The organism is Rhodanobacter hydrolyticus, from assembly GCF_044904645.1.
Map to the genome: position 1 here is coordinate 988,819 of NZ_JADIKK010000008.1, position 18,918 is coordinate 1,007,736.

Annotated in this window: 18 protein-coding genes and 1 pseudogene; 7 read left to right on the top strand and 12 right to left on the bottom strand. The window is 67.3% G+C overall.

Features of this window, described 5'->3' with window-relative positions; genetic code table 11:
• Window positions 1-34: 34 nt before the first annotated feature.
• On the bottom strand, window positions 35-1,267 hold the full coding sequence (locus tag ISP25_RS06895; protein WP_404616282.1) for an MFS transporter: 1,233 nt from the start codon (window positions 1,265-1,267) through the stop codon (window positions 35-37).
• A 144-nt stretch (window positions 1,268-1,411) separates the two neighbouring features.
• On the opposite strand from ISP25_RS06895, the gene ISP25_RS06900 reads away from it, so the two are divergent.
• Both ISP25_RS06900 and ppk1 read left to right on the top strand, forming a co-directional pair.
• Window positions 1,412-2,209, top strand: coding sequence for an AraC family transcriptional regulator (locus tag ISP25_RS06900; RefSeq protein ID WP_192154720.1), 798 nt, complete (start codon window positions 1,412-1,414; stop codon window positions 2,207-2,209).
• Window positions 2,210-2,428: 219 nt separating this feature from the next.
• Window positions 2,429-4,579, top strand: a complete 2,151-nt coding sequence (ppk1, locus tag ISP25_RS06905) for a polyphosphate kinase 1 (protein WP_404612691.1) — start codon at window positions 2,429-2,431, stop codon at window positions 4,577-4,579.
• A 70-nt stretch (window positions 4,580-4,649) separates the two neighbouring features.
• On the opposite strand, the pseudogene ypfJ reads toward ppk1, so the two are convergent.
• Window positions 4,650-5,524 (bottom strand): annotated as a pseudogene (gene ypfJ / locus ISP25_RS06910) (KPN_02809 family neutral zinc metallopeptidase).
• Between the two features lie 98 nt (window positions 5,525-5,622).
• Between ypfJ and ISP25_RS06915 the strand changes: the two are divergent.
• Entirely contained in the window at window positions 5,623-6,018 is a 396-nt protein-coding gene (locus ISP25_RS06915; protein ID WP_192154714.1) for an MAPEG family protein, read from the top strand.
• Between the two features lie 417 nt (window positions 6,019-6,435).
• Here ISP25_RS06915 and ISP25_RS06920 read toward each other — a convergent pair whose 3' ends face one another.
• Entirely contained in the window at window positions 6,436-7,974 is a 1,539-nt protein-coding gene (locus tag ISP25_RS06920; RefSeq protein WP_404612693.1) for a TerC family protein, read from the bottom strand.
• 170 nt (window positions 7,975-8,144) lie between these two features.
• Here ISP25_RS06920 and ISP25_RS06925 point away from each other — a divergent pair, with 170 nt between their 5' ends.
• A complete protein-coding gene (locus tag ISP25_RS06925) occupies window positions 8,145-8,942 on the top strand; it encodes a CPBP family intramembrane glutamic endopeptidase (RefSeq protein WP_404612695.1) in 798 nt (265 codons plus the stop codon).
• Here ISP25_RS06925 and ISP25_RS06930 read toward each other — a convergent pair.
• The 9 genes from ISP25_RS06930 to ISP25_RS06970 all read right to left on the bottom strand — a co-directional run bounded on the left by ISP25_RS06930 (window position 8,930) and on the right by ISP25_RS06970 (window position 14,802).
• The gene (locus ISP25_RS06930; protein WP_404612697.1) at window positions 8,930-9,502 is read right to left on the bottom strand and encodes a Maf family protein; all 573 of its coding nucleotides are present in this window, start codon (window positions 9,500-9,502) and stop codon (window positions 8,930-8,932) included. The two genes, ISP25_RS06925 and ISP25_RS06930, sit on opposite strands and share 13 nt — an antisense overlap.
• An 11-nt stretch (window positions 9,503-9,513) precedes the next feature.
• The gene (locus ISP25_RS06935) at window positions 9,514-9,963 is read right to left on the bottom strand and encodes a GNAT family N-acetyltransferase (RefSeq protein ID WP_404612699.1); all 450 of its coding nucleotides are present in this window, start codon (window positions 9,961-9,963) and stop codon (window positions 9,514-9,516) included.
• Between the two features lie 31 nt (window positions 9,964-9,994).
• Window positions 9,995-10,513, bottom strand: coding sequence for an HXXEE domain-containing protein (locus ISP25_RS06940; protein WP_404612701.1), 519 nt, complete (start codon window positions 10,511-10,513; stop codon window positions 9,995-9,997).
• A gap of 7 nt (window positions 10,514-10,520) precedes the next feature.
• Window positions 10,521-10,991, bottom strand: a complete 471-nt coding sequence (gene rlmH / locus ISP25_RS06945; RefSeq protein ID WP_192154700.1) for a 23S rRNA (pseudouridine(1915)-N(3))-methyltransferase RlmH — start codon at window positions 10,989-10,991, stop codon at window positions 10,521-10,523.
• Window positions 10,992-11,289: 298 nt separating this feature from the next.
• Entirely contained in the window at window positions 11,290-11,676 is a 387-nt protein-coding gene (gene rsfS, locus ISP25_RS06950; protein WP_192154699.1) for a ribosome silencing factor, read from the bottom strand.
• Between the two features lie 105 nt (window positions 11,677-11,781).
• Window positions 11,782-12,864 carry an NAD(P)H-dependent flavin oxidoreductase gene (locus ISP25_RS06955; protein ID WP_404612703.1) on the bottom strand — a complete coding sequence of 361 codons (1,083 nt, stop codon included), beginning with the start codon at window positions 12,862-12,864 and terminating at the stop codon, window positions 11,782-11,784.
• Window positions 12,865-12,967: 103 nt separating this feature from the next.
• On the bottom strand, window positions 12,968-13,267 hold the full coding sequence (locus ISP25_RS06960; protein ID WP_404612705.1) for a pentapeptide MXKDX repeat protein: 300 nt from the start codon (window positions 13,265-13,267) through the stop codon (window positions 12,968-12,970).
• Between the two features lie 354 nt (window positions 13,268-13,621).
• On the bottom strand, window positions 13,622-14,272 hold the full coding sequence (locus ISP25_RS06965) for an NrsF family protein (RefSeq protein ID WP_404612707.1): 651 nt from the start codon (window positions 14,270-14,272) through the stop codon (window positions 13,622-13,624).
• A gap of 5 nt (window positions 14,273-14,277) precedes the next feature.
• On the bottom strand, window positions 14,278-14,802 hold the full coding sequence (locus ISP25_RS06970) for an RNA polymerase sigma factor (RefSeq protein WP_404616283.1): 525 nt from the start codon (window positions 14,800-14,802) through the stop codon (window positions 14,278-14,280).
• Window positions 14,803-15,058: 256 nt separating this feature from the next.
• On the opposite strand from ISP25_RS06970, the gene ISP25_RS06975 reads away from it, so the two are divergent.
• The 3 genes from ISP25_RS06975 to ISP25_RS06985 all read left to right on the top strand — a co-directional run bounded on the left by ISP25_RS06975 (window position 15,059) and on the right by ISP25_RS06985 (window position 18,903).
• On the top strand, window positions 15,059-16,786 hold the full coding sequence (locus ISP25_RS06975; protein WP_404612709.1) for a cytochrome c biogenesis protein DipZ: 1,728 nt from the start codon (window positions 15,059-15,061) through the stop codon (window positions 16,784-16,786).
• 126 nt (window positions 16,787-16,912) lie between these two features.
• Window positions 16,913-17,530: a peptide-methionine (R)-S-oxide reductase MsrB gene (gene msrB / locus ISP25_RS06980; RefSeq protein WP_404612711.1), complete on the top strand. Its 618-nt coding sequence runs from the start codon at window positions 16,913-16,915 to the stop codon at window positions 17,528-17,530.
• Window positions 17,531-17,640: 110 nt separating this feature from the next.
• Window positions 17,641-18,903, top strand: a complete 1,263-nt coding sequence (locus ISP25_RS06985; RefSeq protein ID WP_404612713.1) for an FAD-dependent monooxygenase — start codon at window positions 17,641-17,643, stop codon at window positions 18,901-18,903.
• Window positions 18,904-18,918 lie beyond the last annotated feature (15 nt).

Sequence of the window (18,918 nt, forward strand, 5' to 3'; positions counted from 1 at the left end):
ATGACGGAGAGAGGGCCCGGTTACGGAAACAACCTCACCGCCTGGCCGGCTTCTCGATATCCGGCAACAAAATCGCGCACACGCCGATCAACGGCAGCCACGCGCACAACTGATAGACATAGCCGATGCCCTGCAAATCGGCCAGCTTGCCCAGCAACGCAGCCCCCAAACCGCCCATGCCGAAGGCCAACCCATAGAACACGCCGGAAATCATGCCAAGCTGCCCCGGCACCAGCTCCTGCGCAAACACGATGATGGTGGTGAAAGCCGAAGCCAGCACCAGACCGATCACCACGCTGAGCACGCTGGTCCAGAACAGGTTGGCATGCGGCAGCATCAGCGCGAACGGCGCCACGCCGAGGATGGAGCCAAGGATCACCCACTTGCGCCCTACCTTGTCGCCCAGCGGGCCGCCGATCAGCACGCCCGCCGCCACCGCCGCGAGGAACACGAACAGGTGCACCTGCGCATCCTGCACCGACACGCCGAAGGTGTGCATCAGGTAGAACGTGTAATAGCTGCTGATGCTCGCGATGTAGAAATACTTGGAGAAGATCAGCACGGTGAGGATGAACAGCGAGAACAGCACCATGCCGCGCGACAGCTCGCGCACCGGCGCACGGCGCGCGCGCGCCTTCACGCGCCCCGCATGCCGCGCATACCAGTGGCCGATCTGCACCAGCACCACGATGGCCAGCAGCGCCGCCAGTGCGAACCACGCCACGCTGCCGCGCCCGTGCGGCACGATGATCCACGCCGCCAGCAGCGGCCCCAGCGACGCGCCGAAGTTGCCACCCACCACGAACACCGACTGCGCCAGGCCCGGGCGCCCGCCCGACGCCATGCGCGCCACGCGCGAGGATTCCGGATGGAAGATCGAGGAACCCGTGCCGACCAGCCCCGCCGCGAACAGCAGCACCGGGAAATTCGGCGCATAGGCCAGCAGCAACAGGCCGCACAGGGTGAAGCCCATGCCGGCGGCGAGCGAATACGGCATCGAGCGACGGTCGGCCGCCATGCCCACCAGCGGCTGCAGCAGCGAGGCGGTGACCTGGTAGGTCAGCGTGATCAGGCCGACCTGGGCGAAGCTGAGATGGAAGCCGCTCTTCAGCAGCGGGTAGATCGCCAGGATCAGCGACTGGATCATGTCGTTGAGCAGGTGCGAAAAGCTGATCGCACCCAGCACGGTGAATTGGGTGCGTTCCTCCGTGGCCGCGGGCGGGTTGGCGGCAGGGTTCAGGGGAATGGCGTCGACGCGGGTCTGCATGGGGAAACCGTCTGGGATCTTGGGGAAAGATCGCGATGGCATGCCTTGCATCCATCGCTGCGCGCACGATAAACCGCCCTTGGGCGGCCCGCATGCGCCGTCGGGTCACAATCTGTAGAATTCGGGCCATTGGAGCGGGCTCTTATGAGACACACCCCCGTCGATGCCTACGAAAACGCGCCGCGCGACGTAGTCGCCGCCGGCAACGACTACGCCGCCGGCTACGTGCTGCCCGCCCACGCGCACCGCCGTGGCCAGCTGCTGTACGCGGCCACCGGCGTAATGAGCGCGGTGACCGACCGCGGCAGCTGGGTGGTGCCGCCGCGACGCGCGCTGTGGATACCGCCGGGCGTGCCGCACGAGGTGCGCATGAGCGGCGAGGTCTCCACGCGCAGCATCTATGTGCGGCGCGAGGCCGCCGATGCCGCGGGCCTGCCCGCGTACTGCCAGGTGATCGAGGTGTCCCCGCTGCTGCACGCCTTGCTGCTGGAGGCCGTGGACCTGCCGCTGGAATACGCGCTGGACGGCCGCGACGGCCGCGTGATGGCGCTGCTGCTGGACGAGATCCGCATGATGCCCGTGCTGCCGCTGAACACGCCGCTGCCCGACGAGCCGCGCCTGCGCAGGCTGTGCCGTGCCCTGCTCGCCGCGCCCGCACTGGAGATCGACGTGGACGCGATGGCGCACAAGGCCGGCATGAGCCGGCGCCACTTCACCCGACTGTTCCGCCGACAGACCGGCATGAGCTTCGCCGCATGGCGCCAGCAGGCCTGCCTGCTGACCGCGCTGAGCCGGCTCGGCGGCGGCGAACCGGTCACCACCGTCGCGATCGACCTGGGCTACGCCAGCGCCAGCGCCTTCAGCGCCGCATTCCGCCGCGCCCTGGGGGCACCGCCCAGCCAGTATCTGGCGAAGCAGGGGCACGAAGGTCGTGCACATTGATCGACCGCAGGAGCGCACCCTGTGCGCGATGGCTCTGATGCTTGATCGGAGCAGAAGGACTCGCCTACGGGGTGCGTTCCTGCCGAAGGCAAAGACACGTCATCCCTCCGTCATGAACCTTGGTCAAAGTCGCCACACCCGTGCCTGAAGCGCATGAGCCGCCGAGGGTTACCATGCCCGCAGCATCAGGCGCCGCAGGCGCCCCACGGACACGACCCCATGAGCTCACGCGCTCCCCGCAAGCCCACGCCAGTCGCCATCGATGCACCGGCGGCCAATGACGCAACCGAAGCAACCACGCCTGACCTCGGCGAGCGCCGGCTGTACATCAACCGCGAGCTGTCGCTGCTCGCGTTCAACACGCGTGTCCTCGACCAAGCGCTGGACGAACGCACGCCGCTGCTGGAACGGCTGAAGTTCCTGCTGATCTTCTCGCGCAACATGGACGAGTTCTTCGAGATCCGCGTGGCGGGGCTGAAGGGCCAGATCGCGCTGGAGCGCGAACTCCCCGGCGTCGATGGCATGGCGCCGCGCCAGGTGCTGGCAGAGATTGGCGTGATCGCCCACCGGCAGATCGAGCGGCAGTACTCGATCCTCAACGAGCGCATCCTGCCGGAACTGGCCACGCACGGCATCCGCATCACGCGACGCGACGAGTGGACGCAGAAGCAGAAGCAATGGGTGCGCCACTATTTCCGCGCGGAGGTGGCGCCGCTGGTGACGCCGATCGGGCTGGATCCCACCCACCCGTTCCCGCTGCTGGTCAACAAGAGCCTCAACTTCATCGTGCAGCTGGACGGCGTGGACGCGTTCGGCCGCGACTCCGGACTCGCCGTGGTACCGGCACCGCGCGTGCTGCCCCGCCTGATCCAGATGCCCCCCGATGTCGCCGGGCACGGCGACTGCTACGTGCTGCTGTCCTCGATCATCCACGCGCACGCCGAAGAGCTGTTCCCCGGCATGAACGTACTGGGCTGCTACCAGTTCCGGCTCACCCGCAACGCCGACCTCGCACTCGATCCGGAGGACGTGGAAGACCTGGCGCTGGCGCTGCGCGGCGAACTGTATTCGCGCCGCTTCGGCGACGCGGTGCGGCTGGAAGTGGCGGACAACTGCCCGAAAAACCTCAGCACCTACCTGCTGAAACAGTTCGGCCTTGCCGAATCGGAACTGTACGAGGTGAACGGCCCGGTGAACCTGGCGCGGCTGTTCAGCATCGCCAGCAAGGTGAATTACCCCGCGCTGCAGTACCCGTCCTTCGTGCCCGCGTTGCCCAAGCTGCTGAAGCACGCCGAGGATCTGTTCGCGGTGATCGCGAAACGGGACGTGCTGCTGCTGCACCCCTACGAGTCGTTCACGCCGGTGGTGGAACTGCTGCGGCAGGCGGCCAAGGACCCGCAGGTGCTGGCGATCAAGCAGACGCTGTACCGCACCGGCGCGGATTCGGAAATCGTCGACGCCATGGTGGACGCGGCGCGCGCGGGCAAGGAAGTGACCGCGGTGGTGGAACTGCGCGCACGCTTCGACGAGGAATCCAACCTCTCGCTCGCCTCGCGCCTGCAGCAGGCCGGCGCGATGGTGATCTACGGCGTGGTGGGCATCAAGACCCACGCCAAGCTGATGTTGATCCAGCGCCGCGAGGGCAGCGAGCTGGTGCGCTACGCGCACATGGGCACCGGCAACTACCACACCGGCAATGCGCGGCTCTACACCGATTACAGCCTGCTCACCTCTGACGAAGCGCTGTGCGAGGACGTGCACAAGCTCTTCAGCCAGCTCACCGGCATGGGCAAGGCGCTGCGCATGAAGAAGCTGCTGCAGGCACCGTTCACCCTGAAGAAAACCCTGCTGGAACTGATCGGTCGCGAGACCGAACATGCCGCGGCGGGCAAGCCGGCGCAGATCATCATCAAGGTCAATGCGCTGACCGAGCCCAAGGTCATCCGCGCGCTGTACAAGGCCAGCATCGCCGGCGTACGCATCGACCTCATCGTGCGCGGCATGTGCTGCCTGCGACCCGGCGTACCCGGCGTGTCGGAACACATCCGCGTGCGCTCGGTGATCGGCCGCTTCCTCGAACACAGCCGCGCCTACTGGTTCGCCAATGCCGGTGACCCGACGCTCTATCTGTCCAGTGCGGACCTGATGGAGCGCAACCTGGATCGCCGCGTGGAATGCGCCTTCCCCATCGAAGGCCGCAAGCTGCAGCAGCGCATCCACGCGGCGTTGCAGCTTTACCTGGAAGACAACATCGGCGCGGCCGACCTGCAGGCCGACGGAAGCTATCGCCCCGCCACATGCGGCCCCGGCGAAGCGTTGCACGACGCCCAGCAGCAGTTGCTGATGAAGCTCTGCGACGTGCACGCGTGAGCAACGACAGCGCCTCCGCTGGCTGCCGCGGGGTTACAGCAAGGAATACCTGATCACCCTTGGCGTGTCCTCACGGCTCGCCCGCGAATGTGTTGCAGCTCCTGATGTCGCCGCTCTGCATGCCGGCCTTGAACCACTTCACGCGCTGCGCCGAGGTGCCGTGGGTGAAGGTGTCGGGCATCACGCGGCCCTCGGTTTCCTTCTGCAGGGTGTCGTCGCCAACCGCACTGGCCGCATTGAGCGCGGATTCCACGTCGCCCGCCTGCAGCCAGTCGAGCCGCTGCTGCGTACGGTTGGCCCACACGCCGGCGAAACAGTCGGCCTGCAGCTCCTGCCGCACCGAGAGGCCGTCGGCGCCGTCCATCGGATAACCCTGCTGCTGCAGTTGCCGCACCTTGTCGAACACGCCGAGCAGGTTCTGCACGTGATGGCCGACTTCGTGCGCAATCACGTAGGCCCGCGCGAAATCGCCGGAAGCGTGGAAGCGGTCCTGCAGTTCCTGGAAGAAGCCGAGGTCGAGGTAGACCTTCCGATCGCCCGGGCAATAGAACGGCCCCACCGCGGTGGAAGCGGCACCGCACGCCGTAGCCACCTCGCCCTGGAACAGGTGCAGCTTGGGATCGACATAGGTCTTGCCCATCGCGGCGAAGTAGTCCCCCAGGTCTTCTCGGTGGAACCCATGATGTGGCAGGCGAACGCGATCTGCCCGTCGCCCGGATTCTGGCAACTGACGGCCTGCGTGGGCTGCGTCTGTCCGGATGTCTGCTGCACTCCCACGCCACCACCCAGAAAAGGCGTGATCAGGTCGCGCTTGAAGATCAGGCTGAGCACCAGGAGGATCAGCAAGCCGCCCAGGCCGAGATGGACCCCGCCCGGCTGGAAACCGCTGCCGCCACCGCTGCCTTCCTCGACGTTGTCGCTGTTCTCGCCCTTCTGCCAGTCCATGTCGCCCCTCCCGCATGGATGCCCGCAACGACGATAGCGCCTCGCGCGCCCCCGCGCCAAACCGCTACAGTGGTACACCTTTCCCGAAGAGACGCGCCATGCTCCAGCAACTGCCCGCCCTGGTTGTCCTGCTTGCCGTGCTGCTGCAGTTCGGCACGATGTTCGCGGTAGGCCGCGCGCGTGGCAAATACGGCATCAAGGCGCCCGCCATCAGCGGCCACCCCGATTTCGAGCGCGCCTATCGCGTGCAGATGAACACCCTGGAAGCCGTACTGCTGTTCCTGCCCACATTGTGGGTGGCCGTGCACTACGGCTACGGCGGCTGGGCCGGCGTGGCGGGACTGGTATGGATCGTCGGCCGCGTCTGGTACGCGCTGGCCTACCTGCAGGATGCCGCCCGTCGTGGCGGCGGCTTCGCGCTGGGCATGGTGGGCTGGGCAGCAACGCTGCTGATGGCGCTGGCGGGTCTGGTCCGCGCCTTGCTTGTCGGCTAAAAGCCGATAGGCCACATAGGAAGCTCTTCGCATTGAACACAGAAACCATCGGCTTCTTTGTTGGTGCGGCTCCTGGGATAGCTATCGTCCTCAGGAACATGTGGCTGGACCTCTACTTCGCTCATCACCATCTCGCCACCATCGACATGCGCGAGGGCGAATAGACTGTTACCTATGTCCTGGCACGACTGTTACCTATCGCTACAGTCCATACAGCATGGCCAAGAGAAAAGTAACTCGCGCCGCGGCAGCGGCACGAAACCGCTCTGAAACTCGCATGAGCCTGGGGGCAAAAGCCTCTCTCCCAATCCCTCTCCCGCAAGCTTGGAAACCGCTTCCGCGGACGCCAATGCACACCACAACATGCGGGAGACCCCAGCAAGCGCAGCACAAAACATCAGCAGACTTGAGTGCCCGCTAAGCAGTCGCGACACGCAAGCGCTCGATACGCGCTCCATCCATCGCCACCACCTCAAACCTCAACCCTTCACTGGCAAACCGCTCCCCCACTGCGGGCAATCGCCCCAGCTGTTGCAACGCATATCCTGCGAGGCTGGAAAAACTGTCATCCCCGCCCAGCCGATGACCCAGCAACTGCTCCACCCGGCGCAAATCGAGGCTGGCATCCAGCAACCACGAACCATCGGCCTCGCGCACCGCTGCCGAATCCCCGTCGCCCGCTTCGGAAAACTCACCGGCAATACTCGCCAGCACATCCGCTGGCGTGACCAGGCCGAGCACGCTGCCGTACTCGTCCACCACCAGCGCCACCTGCAGCGGCGAACGGCGGAATTCGTCGATCAGGCGCAGCACGCTCAGCGATGCCGGCACGGTCATCGGTTTGCGCACCACACGCTCGGCGTCGATGTGGCCGTGTTCCTGCAGGCTGGCCAGCAGGTCGTGCGAAGTGGCTACGCCGACCAGCTGGTCGAGGTCGTCGGCCGCCAGCGGTATCCAGTGATGGCCGCAGGCAGCGACTTCGGCGCGCAGCTTGGCGGCGTCCTCGCGCGGGTCGATCCAGCTGATTTCCGGGCGCGGCGTCATGATGGAACGCACCGGGCGGTGCGCCAGGTCGAGTACGCCCTGCACCATCGCCAGCTCGTCCTTGCCGAACACCGCGCCGTTTCCGGCGGCGGCAGCCGGGACCGCCTCTTCCTCCATGCTGCCGGTACCCAGCAGGCGCAGCACCGCCTGCGCCGTGCGCTCGCGCAACGTGCGCGCGCTGGCCAGCAGGCTGCGCCGGCGATTGCGGCGCATGGTCTGGTTGAGCGCCTCGATCACGATGGAGAAGCCGATCGCGGCGTACAGATAACCCTTCGGGATGTGGAAGCCTAGGCCTTCGGCGACCAGGCTGAAGCCGATCATCAGGAGGAAGGACAGGCACAGGATCACCACCGTCGGCCGCGCGTTGATGAACGCGGTGAGCGGCTTGCTCGCCAGGATCATCAGCAGCACCGCGATCACTACCGCGATCATCATCACCGAAAGGTGGTTGGCCATGCCTACCGCAGTGATCACCGAATCCAGCGAGAACACCAGGTCCAGCGCCACGATCTGCACCACCACCGGCCAGAAGCGTGCCTGCGCACGGCTTTCGGAACGATGCTCGTCGCCACCTTCCAGGCGTTCGTGCAGTTCCAGCGTGGCCTTGAACAGCAGGAAGCCGCCGCCCGCGAGCAGGATGATGTCTCGCCACGACAGCGACAGGCCGTGCCACTCCACGATGGGCGCGGTGAGCCGGACCAGCCACGACATCGCCGCCAGCAGCGCAAGGCGCATCACCAGGGCGAGTCCGAGGCCAAGCAGGCGCGCGTGGTCGCGCCGTTGCGACGGCAGCCTGTCGGAGAGGATCGCGACGAATACCAGGTTGTCGATGCCCAGCACGATTTCCAGCACCACCAGGGTGAGGAGACCGGCCCAGGCGGTGGGATCGATCAACCAGTCGAATTCGAACATGCGGACGTACGCCGGCGCCATCGTGGCGGGAAATGCAGCCCACTATACAAGCGGCACCGTGCCGGACGGCGCATTGCCAATGCCCGCGCGCAGCCGCCAAGATGGCTGCACGGAATGCGGCGCCGCGCGCTCCGGCGTTTCGTCCACCAGGCGCAAGGATTCACCGCCCGATGGATGCACCGCGCTTCAGCCCTTCGCCCATGCCGCCTGCAAGCACGCGCCTGCCGGAGATAGGCCACGCGCTGGGCATGATCGTGCTGTATTTCGCGCTGCAGGTGGCCATCGGCATGCTGGTGGTCCTGCTGCTGGGCATGGCCATCGGCCTGGCTCATCACCATGCCGCGATAAGCGATGTGCATGCCGCGATGGCGGACGCGGACGTCAAGAGCTCCCTGGTGATGACCGTGCTGCTTGCCGATGCCGCCGCCACGCTGTGGCTGGCGCGGCGCTTCTGGCCGCCGCTGTGGTCGCGGGCGCAACCGCCGGGCTTCGGCTTTACCATGCCCACCGCGGCCTGGTGTGCCGTTGCCGTGGTGGTGGGGTTGGCGATGCCCTGGGTCGGCGGCAAGCTCACCGAACTGATCGCACACGGCCATGCCGTACCGCAGGACGTGAAGCAACTGGGCGGCGACACCAGCCTCGGCTTCGGCATCGCGCTGACGCTGGTGGTGGCGAGCGCCGGCCCATTGGTGGAGGAACTGCTGTTCCGTGGCGTGCTGCTCTCCGCCCTGCTGCGCCGCTTGCGCACCGCCTGGGCCGTGCTGGTCAGCGCCGTGCTGTTCGCGCTGGTGCACCTGCCGGACCTGCACTGGCTGTGGTACGCACTGCCCAATCTCGCGCTGCTGGGCGTGGCGCTCGCGTGGCTGCGGCTGCGCTCGGGTTCGCTGTGGCCCGCGGTGATTGCCCACGGCTGCAACAACCTGCTGGCGATGGCGGCGCTGTTCGCGTCGCTGCATCAACCCGGATAGATCGCCGCCGCGCGCAGCAATTGCGCGGTCTCGAACAGCGGCAGGCCCATCACGCCGGAATAGCTGCCTTCCAGATGCTCGACCAGGGTCGCACCGCGTCCCTGGATGGCATAGGCGCCAGCCTTGCCGAGGGATTCGCCGGTAGCGACATAGGCGGTTATGGCGGCATCGTCCAGTTCCGCGAAACGCACGCGCGACACGCAGCAGGCGCTGCGCTCGCCACGCGCATCGAGCAGCCACACGGCCGAAATCACCGCGTGCGTGCAACCGGAAAGGCGACGCAGCATGGTTGCAGCGTCCTGCGCGTCGCGCGGTTTGCCGAACACTTCGTCGTCCAGCACCACCTCGGTATCCGCACCCAGCACCATGGCACCGGCCGCTCCTGCGAGCGCAGCCAACCCGGCACGCGCCTTGTCACGGGCGACACGGTTCACGTACTCGCGCGGCGACTCCTGCGCAGCACGCAATTCGGGCACCTCCACGTCGATCACGCGGAAATCAATCCCGAGCTGTGTCAGCAATTCGCGACGACGTGGCGATTGCGAGGCGAGATAGAGCATCCTGCGATCCTTCAAAGCACGAGACTGTATTCGCGGAACTGCAGGTCGCGCTGCCAGCCCAGCGATTCGTACAAGGTCTGCGCCGGCAGGTTGTCGTGCGCGGTGGACAGCGACAGGCTGGCCGCGCCCAGCTTCTTCGCATGCGTTGCCGCCGCTTCGAGCAGCGCCTTCGCCACGCCCTGCCGGCGCGCGTGCGCGGCCACGAACAGATCGTTGAGCAGCCAGGTGCGCACCATGCGTACCGAGGAGAACAGCGGATAGAGCTGGGTGAAACCCTGCGCGACGCCGTGCCCATCGCGCGCCAGCAGGATCAGCGATTCGTTCAGGCGCAAGCGCGCCGTGAGGAATTCGCGCGCGCCCTGTTCGTCGGACGGCTTGCCGTAGAACTGGCGATAGCCGTCGAACAGCAGCACCAATGCATCGAGGTCGTGGAGGGTAGCCGGGCGGATGAGGGAGGTCATGGCAACTCCGCAATGGAAACGACTGCCGAGCCTAACGCATGCCGTCCTGCGATGAACGCCTGCCTGCTGCAGCCACGTGCCGGTTGCCCAGCCAAAGCAGCGCCGCGCCAAGGGCGGCAATGCCGAGCACCGTCAACGGGCCGGACACGGCGAATGCGGATGGTTCGATCCAGTGCTCGGCCAGCGATCGATACACGAGCCAGCCACCGAGCGGCAGGTTGAACACCAAGGCGGTGGCCGTGCCCGGCGCGTAGGCACGCAAGGCCACCGTCGCGGCGACATGCGGCAGGAACACGTTCAGCACCATGGCCATGGCGTAACCTGCGATGAGATATGCGCCCACGCTGTGCGGGCCGCCGACATCTGCGAGCCACGCGGCCAGCAGCGCAACCAGCGACAGGACCGCAGCGGCGAAGCAGAACGAAGCGGCCTCCACGTTCGCCCGGCGGAACCGCGGACGCCCTGGCCACGACGGAAGCAACCATGCTTCCTCGGTGTTGTGGGCCACCACCCCGAACGCGAACAGCCAGCCGAGCAGCGGCAGCGACATGGGCGGACTAGGCCCGATGGTAGGGATGCCCCGCCACGATGGTCGTGGCGCGGTACAGCTGTTCGGCCAGCACCAGCCGCACCAGCATGTGCGGCAGGGTGAGCGGACCCAGCGACCAACGCTGGTCGGCGCGCGACAGCACCGCGGGCGCGTGGCCATCGGGGCCGCCGATCAGGAAGGCCAGTTCGCGCCCCGACATGCGCCATGCCGTGAGTTGCGCGGCCAGGTCTTCGCTGGACCAGGTCTTGCCGCGGCCGTCCAGTGCGACGACGTGGCAGTCGCGCGGCAGCGTGGCGAGTATCGCGGTGCCCTCGTCGAGGATCGCCTTCGCATCGTCACGTCCCTTGCCGCGCACACCGGGCTTCAGCTCGACCAGCTCCAGCGGCAATTCGTGCGAGAGGCGCTTGCGGTACTCGGCGAAGCCTTCCGCCACCCAGGCGGGCATGCGCTCGCCGACAGCAATCAGGCGCGCGCGCATGATTGCTGTCCAACGATAAAAGCCGGCGCGCAGCGCCCATATTCGCCTCCTCTCCACTTCGGAGCATGCGGGAAGCGGCCATGGATGGCCGCAGTTTTGAAGAGCGAGGAGAGGGGGTGGGGCTGACGGGAAAAACCATCGAAGCGCTTGTCCGCTTCGTGGGAGAGGCGTCGCAGGATGCGCCCCTCGTCCCGGCCCTCTCCCTGGAAGGGAGAGGGAGAAAAGTTGCGCCAGTTCCGCCAATGGAAGGGAGAAAAGCTGCATCCCCTCCGCAAGGGAGAGGAGGAAAAGCGGGTGTTCACCCCGCGCTCGCCGCATCGACATCCGGCTCGCGGTCGCCCACCGTCCACAGCCGTTCCAGGCCGTAGAACTCGCGGATGCGCGGCAGCATCACATGGACGATCACGTCGCCCAGGTCCACCAGCACCCATTCGGCTTCCTGCTCGCCTTCCACGCCCAGCGGCATTACGCCCGCCTTCTTGGCGAACTTCACCACTTCGTCGGCGATGGATTTGACGTGGCGCGCGGAAGTGCCGGAGGCGATCACCAGCAGGTCGGCAATGGAGGTCTTGCCGCGCACGTCGATTTCGCGGACGTCCTTGGCCTTCAGTTCTTCCAGCGCGGCGATGACGGTCTTGCGCAGTTCGGCCGTGGTGTCGGCCTTGGTCTTGCGGCTAGTGCTCAAGGTGGGGATGCCTCGGTACGGAGTCACGCGCCTGAGCGGCGCGGCGGCAGTATAACGCCCGCCGTGTCGGCGCAGGTCAAGGCGGCATGCGCAATGTCTGAGCCATCAATGCGCCAGCGCCCGCCGCGCCAGCCGGTATTCGTGCATCAGTCGCGCCACCAGTTCGGCGGCAGGCTGTGGGTGCGCCAGCGCAGCAGCCTGGCCGCACCATTCGGAAACGAGATCGGCGCGACCGGCCGCGGCCGCCGCGCGCCGCAGGGGCGCCGTGAGCGCGTTGAGCACGGGATAGGCCGGCAGTTCGTCCGCCATGCTTTCCATCGCCTCGACGTAGCGGTTGCGCAGGCCGCGTGCGGCGCGGCCGGAGAAGCTGCGGATGGTGGCTATGCGATGGTCTTCCGCTGTCGCCAGATCGCGCTTCCACGCTTCCGCCGCGGACGACTCCGGGCAGGCGAGGAAGGCCGTGCCGAGCTGGCTGGCCGCGGCGCCCAGCACTTCGGCAGCGAGCATGCCCGCGCCGTCCATGATGCCACCGGCGGCGATCACCGGGATTTCCCTACCGCTCGCCGCGACCGCGCGCACTGCCAGCGGAATCAGCGCGAACAGGCCGATCAGCGGCGTCTCGCCCGCATGCAGGAATCCGCCGCGATGCCCGCCCGCCTCGACCCCCTGCACGCATACCGCGTCGGCGCCGCGCTCGGCCCAGGCGCGCGCCTCCGCTGCCGTGGTGGCGGTGCCGATCACGTAGATGTCGCGACGCTTGATTTCCTGCATCTGCGCCGGCGTCAGCAGATCGAACGCGAAGCTGGCCACGGCGGGCCGCGTCTCGCACAGCGCGGCGAACTGTTCGGAGAAGCGGGGTGTCCAGCGCATTGGCAGGCTGGTGCGCACCTCGAGTCCCTCGCGCTCCATCAGCGCGTCCAGCCGCGCGCGGGCGCGCGCCACGGCCGCCATGTCCGGCTCGAAGTCGTCGGGCAACACGAACAGGTTCAGCGCGAACGGTCGACCGGTAAGCGCGCGCACCTGCGCGGCTTGGTCGAGGATCGCCTGCGGCTCGATATAGCCCACGCCCAGCGAGCCCAGGCCACCGGCCTCCGAGACTGCCGCGGCCAGCGCCGGCGTGCTCGCGCCGGCCATCGGCGCCTGGATCAGCGGGTGTTCGATGCCGAGCTGCTGTGCGAAAGAGGCCATGCGCGTGATCCGTTGTGGAGAATCACGCGATTATCCGCCCGCCTCGCCCGCGTGGCGTGAAACGCGGCATGGCGGGTGGCTTGCCCGCCATGCCGCCCGTGCATCAGCCACCGCTGCTCATGGCATTGCCGGTACTCGGCTTCATCTTCATCGCGTCGTCCTTTTTCATCGTGGCATCGGACTTCATCGCCTTGGACTTCATCGCGCCGGACTTCATCGCGTCCTTCTTCATCATGTCGTCCTTGTGCATGGAACCCTTCATCGCATCCTTGGATTGCATCGCGTCGTGCGACATCGCCGTGCCGGCACTGGCGGGCATGGCATCCTGCGCGAAGGCGGGCGCGACGGCGAAGGCAGCGACCGCAACGGAAAGCGCAAGGGCGGCAAGCGTGCGTGTGTTCATGGGTGGATCCTTGAGTGAGGAAAGGGACGGAAGCGGTCACGCCACCTCCACCCTCCCCTTCGCCACGGACGCGCCGCCGGTTACATCAGAGCCTGTTCACGATCTCCAAGCGCCCCGCGCCGAGAGCTGTTTGCGCGCAGGCCAAGGAAGAAGGAGGGAATGGACGTCCGTCCACGACTGAGTGATGACGCCGGCATGCGGGCAAACAGACCTGGCCCTATGGGTTGCCATCGAGTGGCCGCCATGCGGCAGCGCGCGGCTTGACCTGACGGCCAGTCAGGCGCTGCGCCACGCGCCACCACCTGACGACCACTCGATGGCAACGCGGGGCACTTGGAGATCGTGAACAGGCTCTCACTGCCGCGACAGCAGCCGGCCGCCCATCGCCGTGTTCGCTGCGACCACGATGCCCACCGCCAGCGCATGCGTGAGCAGGTCGGTGGCGGCCGCATCGTAGGCGTGGCAGATCTCCAGCAGGCAGGCCGAGGCGGCGGCACTGGCCAGGCCCACCAGCAACGCGGCCAGCAGCGGGCGCAACGGGCAGGCGCGGCGCAACAGCCACACCAGCAACGCCGACAACGGAATCGAGAAGCCGATGATGAAGACCAGACAGTCCGCGGACTGATGCAACGTGGCGATGCTGGTGCCCGGTGCCAGCCAGGTGCGCAGGCAGCCCAGGCCGCTGGCGCCGATCCACAACAGCGCGGGCGGCAACGGCAGCCAGGCCCAGGCGCGCGAACGCCCCGGCACGGCCAGCGTGAACGCCGCCCAGGCCGCCGTGGTCGCGGTGAGCACCGCGCCGAACGCGGCCCAGGCGAGGTCTGGCGCGCCGGCCCAACGGCGCAGCATGGGTGCATCGCCATAATGCGCAAACAGCAGCGCCGCGAACGCCGCAACCAGCGCCAGCCAGCCCACGGTGCGCAGCCACGGCGGCAGCAGGCGCCGCACCGGCACCAGCTCGGCACCGAGCGCGTCGATCAGGGCTTGGTGGCGTGGCTCGGACATGGTACTCAGGAATCTCCGTTCAGGCGGTCGCGCAAGGCTTTCAAGGCGCGGTGCAGGTTCACTTTCAGCGCACCGGTGTTGCGGCCGGTGTGCGCAGCCGCCTCGGCCAGCGACTGCTCGCGCAGGCCGAGCTGCTCCACCGCCTCGCGCTGGCCGGGGGGCAATTGTGCGATGGCCTCGCGCAGGTGCCGCGCCTGCTGGTTGCGTTCGGCGTCCATGCTCGCGTCGTCACGGTCAGGGTGCTGGTCCAGCGCGATGTCGTCGTGCAGTTCGCGCCGGCCGCGCCGGCCCTGGCCACGCAGCGCATCGATGGCGCGGCGCCCGGCAATGGCGCCGAGCCAGGCGTCGTAGGAACGCGTTGGATCGTAGGTGTGGCGCACGCGGTGCACGGTGAGCAGGGTCTCCTGCACCACGTCGTCCAGCCCATCCACGCCCATGCCTTGGCGGCGCGCCACTGCCCGGATCAGCGCCACCGAATCGGCCAGCACGCGCTCGTAGGCACGGCGGTCTCCCGCCTGCGCGGCGGCCATCCAGGCGGCGCGCTGGCGCTCGGCCTGTTCGTTGGCGCTGGCTGGCTCGGCAGACACGGAGGCGCGGTAATCCGATGACGGGGCGAAGCCGCCATCCCATACCAAGGTGCCATCGGCGGTCAAGGGTTGTTCGTCCCATAAGGTGATTCCATCCGGCAATTCGCTACGCCGGGCGTCACGGTTACCTTGCATGCGGGATGTAACCATCCGCGACGTGGCAGCGAATCACCGGCACACACCTCAACGGACCACCACCATGCTCCTGCTGATCCTTGCCTACCTCGGCGGCGCGCTGACCATCCTCAGCCCCTGCATCCTGCCGGTGCTGCCCTTCGTGTTCGCGCGCGCCGACCGTCCGTTCCTGAAGAGCGGCCTGCCGATGCTGATCGGCATGGCGCTTACGTTTGCGCTGGTAGCCACGCTGGCTGCCGTGGGTGGCGGCTGGGCGGTGCACGCCAACCAGTACGGCCGCGCGGTGGCCCTGGTGGTGCTGGCCCTGCTTGGCCTGACCCTGCTTTCCACGCATGTCGCGGAGTGGTTGACGCGGCCATTCGTGGCTCTGGGCAACAAGCTCTCTCAACGCACTGACGATGACAACGGATCGATCTGGGGTTCCGTAGGCCTGGGCATCGCCACCGGCCTGCTGTGGGCGCCCTGCGCAGGGCCCATCCTCGGCCTGCTGCTGACCGGCGCGGCGCTCAAGGGCGCCAGCGTCACCACCACCTTGTTGCTGCTCACCTACGCGCTGGGCGCCGCCACTTCGCTGGCCCTGGCCCTGGCCGTGGGCGGCCGGGTGTTCGCGCTGATGAAGCGCTCGCTGGGTGCGGGCGAGTGGGTACGCCGTGCGCTGGGCGCACTGGTGCTGGCCGGTGTGGGTGCCATCGCGATGGGCGCGGACACGGGCCTGCTCACCCGCGTTTCCCTGGCCAGCACGAATGGCCTCGAGCAGAAACTGATCGCCGCCGTGCAGCCGATGCCCGCCGCCGCAGCCTCGCCTGCGACCAAGCCCGGCGAGGCATTGCCGGTGGAAGGCAGCTTGCCCTCGCTCACCGGCGCCACCGGGTGGATCAACAGCAAGCGGCTCACGCCCGCCGCACTGCACGGCAAGGTGGTGCTGGTGGATTTCTGGACCTATTCCTGCATCAACTGCCTGCGCTCGCTGCCCTACGTCGAAGCCTGGTACGACAAGTACAAGGATCACGGCCTGGTGGTGATCGGCGTGCACTCGCCCGAATTCGCCTTCGAGAAGGACCCGGCCAACGTGCAGGCCGCCGTGCAACGGCTTGGCGTCCGCTACCCGGTGGCGCTGGATTCCGACTACGCGATCTGGCAGGGCTTCAACAACGAATACTGGCCGGCGGAATACTTCATCGATACGCGGGGTCGCATCCGCCACCACAGCTTCGGCGAAGGCGGTTACGCCGAAGACGAGGACGTGATCCGCCAACTGCTCGCCGAAGCCGGCAACACCAATCTGCCCGCCGGCTACGTGCAGCCCGGTGCGAAAGGTGCGGAAGCGGCCATCTCGAACGACGACGACCGCTCGCCGGAAACCTACGTGGGCTACGCGCGCTCCGAGAACTTCGCCAGCGGCCAGGTCGCGCACGACGAGGCCTACGATTACCGCACGCCCGCGCAACTCGCCGCCAACCAGTGGGCGCTCGCCGGCCGCTGGATCGTGCAGCCGCAGAGCGCCACATCGGACATGACGGGCGGCTCCATCACCTACCGCTTCCGCGGCCGCGACCTGCACCTCGTGCTCGGCCCCGGCAAGGACGGCAGGCCGGTGCGTTTCCGCATCACGCTCGACGGCCAGGCACCCGGCGCCGACCACGGCATGGACACCGATGCGCAAGGCAACGGCACCGTCACCGAACAGCGCCTGTACCAGTTGGTGCGCCAGGCGCACGGCAACGGCGAACGCACGTTCACCATCACCTTCCTCGACCCCGGCGTACACGCCTACGCCTTCACCTTCGGCTGAACCACATCCGGTAGGAGCGCACCTTGTGCGCGATTGCCTTGTGCTTTGATCAAGGCAGAAGCATTCGCGCACAAGGTGCGCTCCTACCGGGATCTTCCATCCGCATTCGCGTCATCGGAGGTCGCCATGTCCCGCATCGATGAAACCATTGCAATGGATCGCCGCCGTTTCCTGCGCGCCGCGCTGGGCGGCGGTGCCCTGCTCGCCGTCGGCGGCAGCATCGCCCTGCCCCGCCTGCTTGCGGCCGGTGCCGGGGGCGGTCTGCCGGCGCTGGTCCACGACCAGCCCGGCGAGGTGGCCCTGGAGTGCTTTTCCGACGATGGCCGCGATCTCGGTGTCCGGCAGGTACAGCGACTGGTGCTCACCGACGCGCAATGGCGATCGCGCCTGTCGCCGCTGGCATTCGACGTGATGCGGCGCGCCGGCACCGAACGCGCCTTCAGCGGCCCGCACGAACGCCCCGCGCAACCCGGCCTCTTCCGCTGCGTCGCCTGCGCTACCGCGCTCTACAACGCCGCCACCGAATTCGACTCCGGCACCGGCTGGCCCAGCTTCTGGCGCCCCATCGCGAAACGCAACGTGATCGAAACCCGCGACGACAGCTTCGGCATAGAGCGCATCGCCGTCAGCTGCGCCGGCTGCGACAGCCACCTCGGCCACGTGTTCGACGACGGGCCGCAGCCGACGGGGTTGCGCTATTGCATGAACTCGGTGGCGTTGCGGTTTATCCCGAGGACGGCATGAGCTGACGCACGCCGCCGGCTGGAAGGATAGACGCGTGCCCGATACTGGTCGCTCGCTGCGGTTCGCTATGGCATGCTCGATATCTCGCGATCATCGACCGGGCCTGCGCCATGCAAGCTGCACGATCCGATGCCCATGACACCCAAGTGCTGATCGTCGGCGCCGGTCCTACCGGCCTCGTGCTGGCGCTGTGGCTGACCCGGCTCGGCATTGCCGTACGGATCATCGACAAGACCACCGAAGCAGGAAGCACCTCGCGTGCCTTGGCGGTGCAATCGCGCACGCTGGAGTTTTACCGGCAGGTCGGCGTGGCCGATGCGGTTGTCAGCCGCGGCGTCCAGATTGCCGGCGTCAATCTGTGGGTCAGGAGCAGCAAGGCCGCACGGGTGCCTTTCGGGCAGATCGGCAACGGCCTGAGCCCGTTTCCGTTCGGACTGGTCTTTCCGCAGGATGCCCACGAACGACTGCTGATCGAACGGCTGGAGGCGCTGGGAGTGACGGTGGAGCGTCAGACCGAGCTGCTCGCTTTTGACCAGTCGCGTGACGGCGTGCGCGCCACGCTCAGGCAGTCCGATGGTGCGGAGGCGACCTGTCACGCGACCTACCTTGCCGGTTGCGACGGCGCGCGCTCGGCGGTCAGGAATGGGTTGGGGTTCACCTTTCCCGGGGGAACTTACACACAGCGGTTCTACGTCGCCGACATACAAGCCCATGGCCCGACCACCGACCATGAGCTGCATATCGATCTCGACGACGCCGACTTTCTCGCGGTCTTCCCGCTCAAGGAACAGGGCTGCGTACGCCTGGTCGGCACCGTGCGCGAACCCACCGATGAAAACGGCGAGCTGACGTTCGACGACATCAGTCCACGTGCGATCGCACATCTCGGACTCGACGTCGTGAAGGTGAACTGGTTCTCGACCTACCGCGTGCATCACCGGGTGGCGCCGTCGTTCCGACAGGGGCGTGTGTTTCTGCTGGGCGACGCCGCGCATATCCACAGTCCGGCCGGCGGCCAGGGCATGAATACCGGCATCGGCGATGCAGTGAACCTGGCATGGAAACTTGCCGCCGTGTCGAACCAACACGCCACCGAGAGCCTGCTCGATACCTACGAGGTTGAACGAATCAGGTTTGCCCGTCGGCTGGTTGCCACGACGGATCGTGGCTTTACCCTGGCCACCAACGAAGGCCGGCTCGCACGGCTTGTCCGCACGCAGCTGATTCCAGTGATTGCACCTTTGTTGTTCCGATGGTCGCCAATGCGGCGACTTCTGTTCCGCACGATGTCGCAAATCGGCATCGAGTATCGGCACAGCAGGCTGAGCGCAGGCAAGGCCGGTGCCGTGCATGGAGGCGATCGCTTGCCATAGGTCCGCGTCCCAACG

What these genes read in the sequence shown, in the direction of transcription:
- ISP25_RS06920 (WP_404612693.1), bottom strand. Translation starts at nt 7,974, where the DNA reads ATGTTCGAATTCGACTGGTTGATCGATCCCACCGCCTGGGCCGGTCTC.
- ISP25_RS06955 (WP_404612703.1), bottom strand. Translation starts at nt 12,864, where the DNA reads ATGGCCTCTTTCGCACAGCAGCTCGGCATCGAACACCCGCTGATCCAG.
- ISP25_RS06970 (WP_404616283.1), bottom strand. Translation starts at nt 14,802, where the DNA reads ATGGCCGCCGCGCAGGCGGGAGACCGCCGTGCCTACGAGCGCGTGCTG.
- ISP25_RS06935 (WP_404612699.1), bottom strand. Translation starts at nt 9,963, where the DNA reads ATGACCTCCCTCATCCGCCCGGCTACCCTCCACGACCTCGATGCATTG.
- ISP25_RS06915 (WP_192154714.1), top strand. Translation starts at nt 5,623, where the DNA reads ATGCTCCAGCAACTGCCCGCCCTGGTTGTCCTGCTTGCCGTGCTGCTG.
- ISP25_RS06960 (WP_404612705.1), bottom strand. Translation starts at nt 13,267, where the DNA reads ATGAACACACGCACGCTTGCCGCCCTTGCGCTTTCCGTTGCGGTCGCT.
- rlmH (WP_192154700.1), bottom strand. Translation starts at nt 10,991, where the DNA reads ATGCGCGCGCGCCTGATTGCTGTCGGCGAGCGCATGCCCGCCTGGGTG.
- ISP25_RS06975 (WP_404612709.1), top strand. Translation starts at nt 15,059, where the DNA reads ATGCTCCTGCTGATCCTTGCCTACCTCGGCGGCGCGCTGACCATCCTC.
- msrB (WP_404612711.1), top strand. Translation starts at nt 16,913, where the DNA reads ATGTCCCGCATCGATGAAACCATTGCAATGGATCGCCGCCGTTTCCTG.
- ISP25_RS06930 (WP_404612697.1), bottom strand. Translation starts at nt 9,502, where the DNA reads ATGCTCTATCTCGCCTCGCAATCGCCACGTCGTCGCGAATTGCTGACA.
- ISP25_RS06940 (WP_404612701.1), bottom strand. Translation starts at nt 10,513, where the DNA reads ATGTCGCTGCCGCTGCTCGGCTGGCTGTTCGCGTTCGGGGTGGTGGCC.
- ISP25_RS06985 (WP_404612713.1), top strand. Translation starts at nt 17,641, where the DNA reads ATGCAAGCTGCACGATCCGATGCCCATGACACCCAAGTGCTGATCGTC.
- ISP25_RS06895 (WP_404616282.1), bottom strand. Translation starts at nt 1,267, where the DNA reads ATGCAGACCCGCGTCGACGCCATTCCCCTGAACCCTGCCGCCAACCCG.
- ISP25_RS06900 (WP_192154720.1), top strand. Translation starts at nt 1,412, where the DNA reads ATGAGACACACCCCCGTCGATGCCTACGAAAACGCGCCGCGCGACGTA.
- ppk1 (WP_404612691.1), top strand. Translation starts at nt 2,429, where the DNA reads ATGAGCTCACGCGCTCCCCGCAAGCCCACGCCAGTCGCCATCGATGCA.
- ISP25_RS06925 (WP_404612695.1), top strand. Translation starts at nt 8,145, where the DNA reads ATGGATGCACCGCGCTTCAGCCCTTCGCCCATGCCGCCTGCAAGCACG.
- ISP25_RS06965 (WP_404612707.1), bottom strand. Translation starts at nt 14,272, where the DNA reads ATGTCCGAGCCACGCCACCAAGCCCTGATCGACGCGCTCGGTGCCGAG.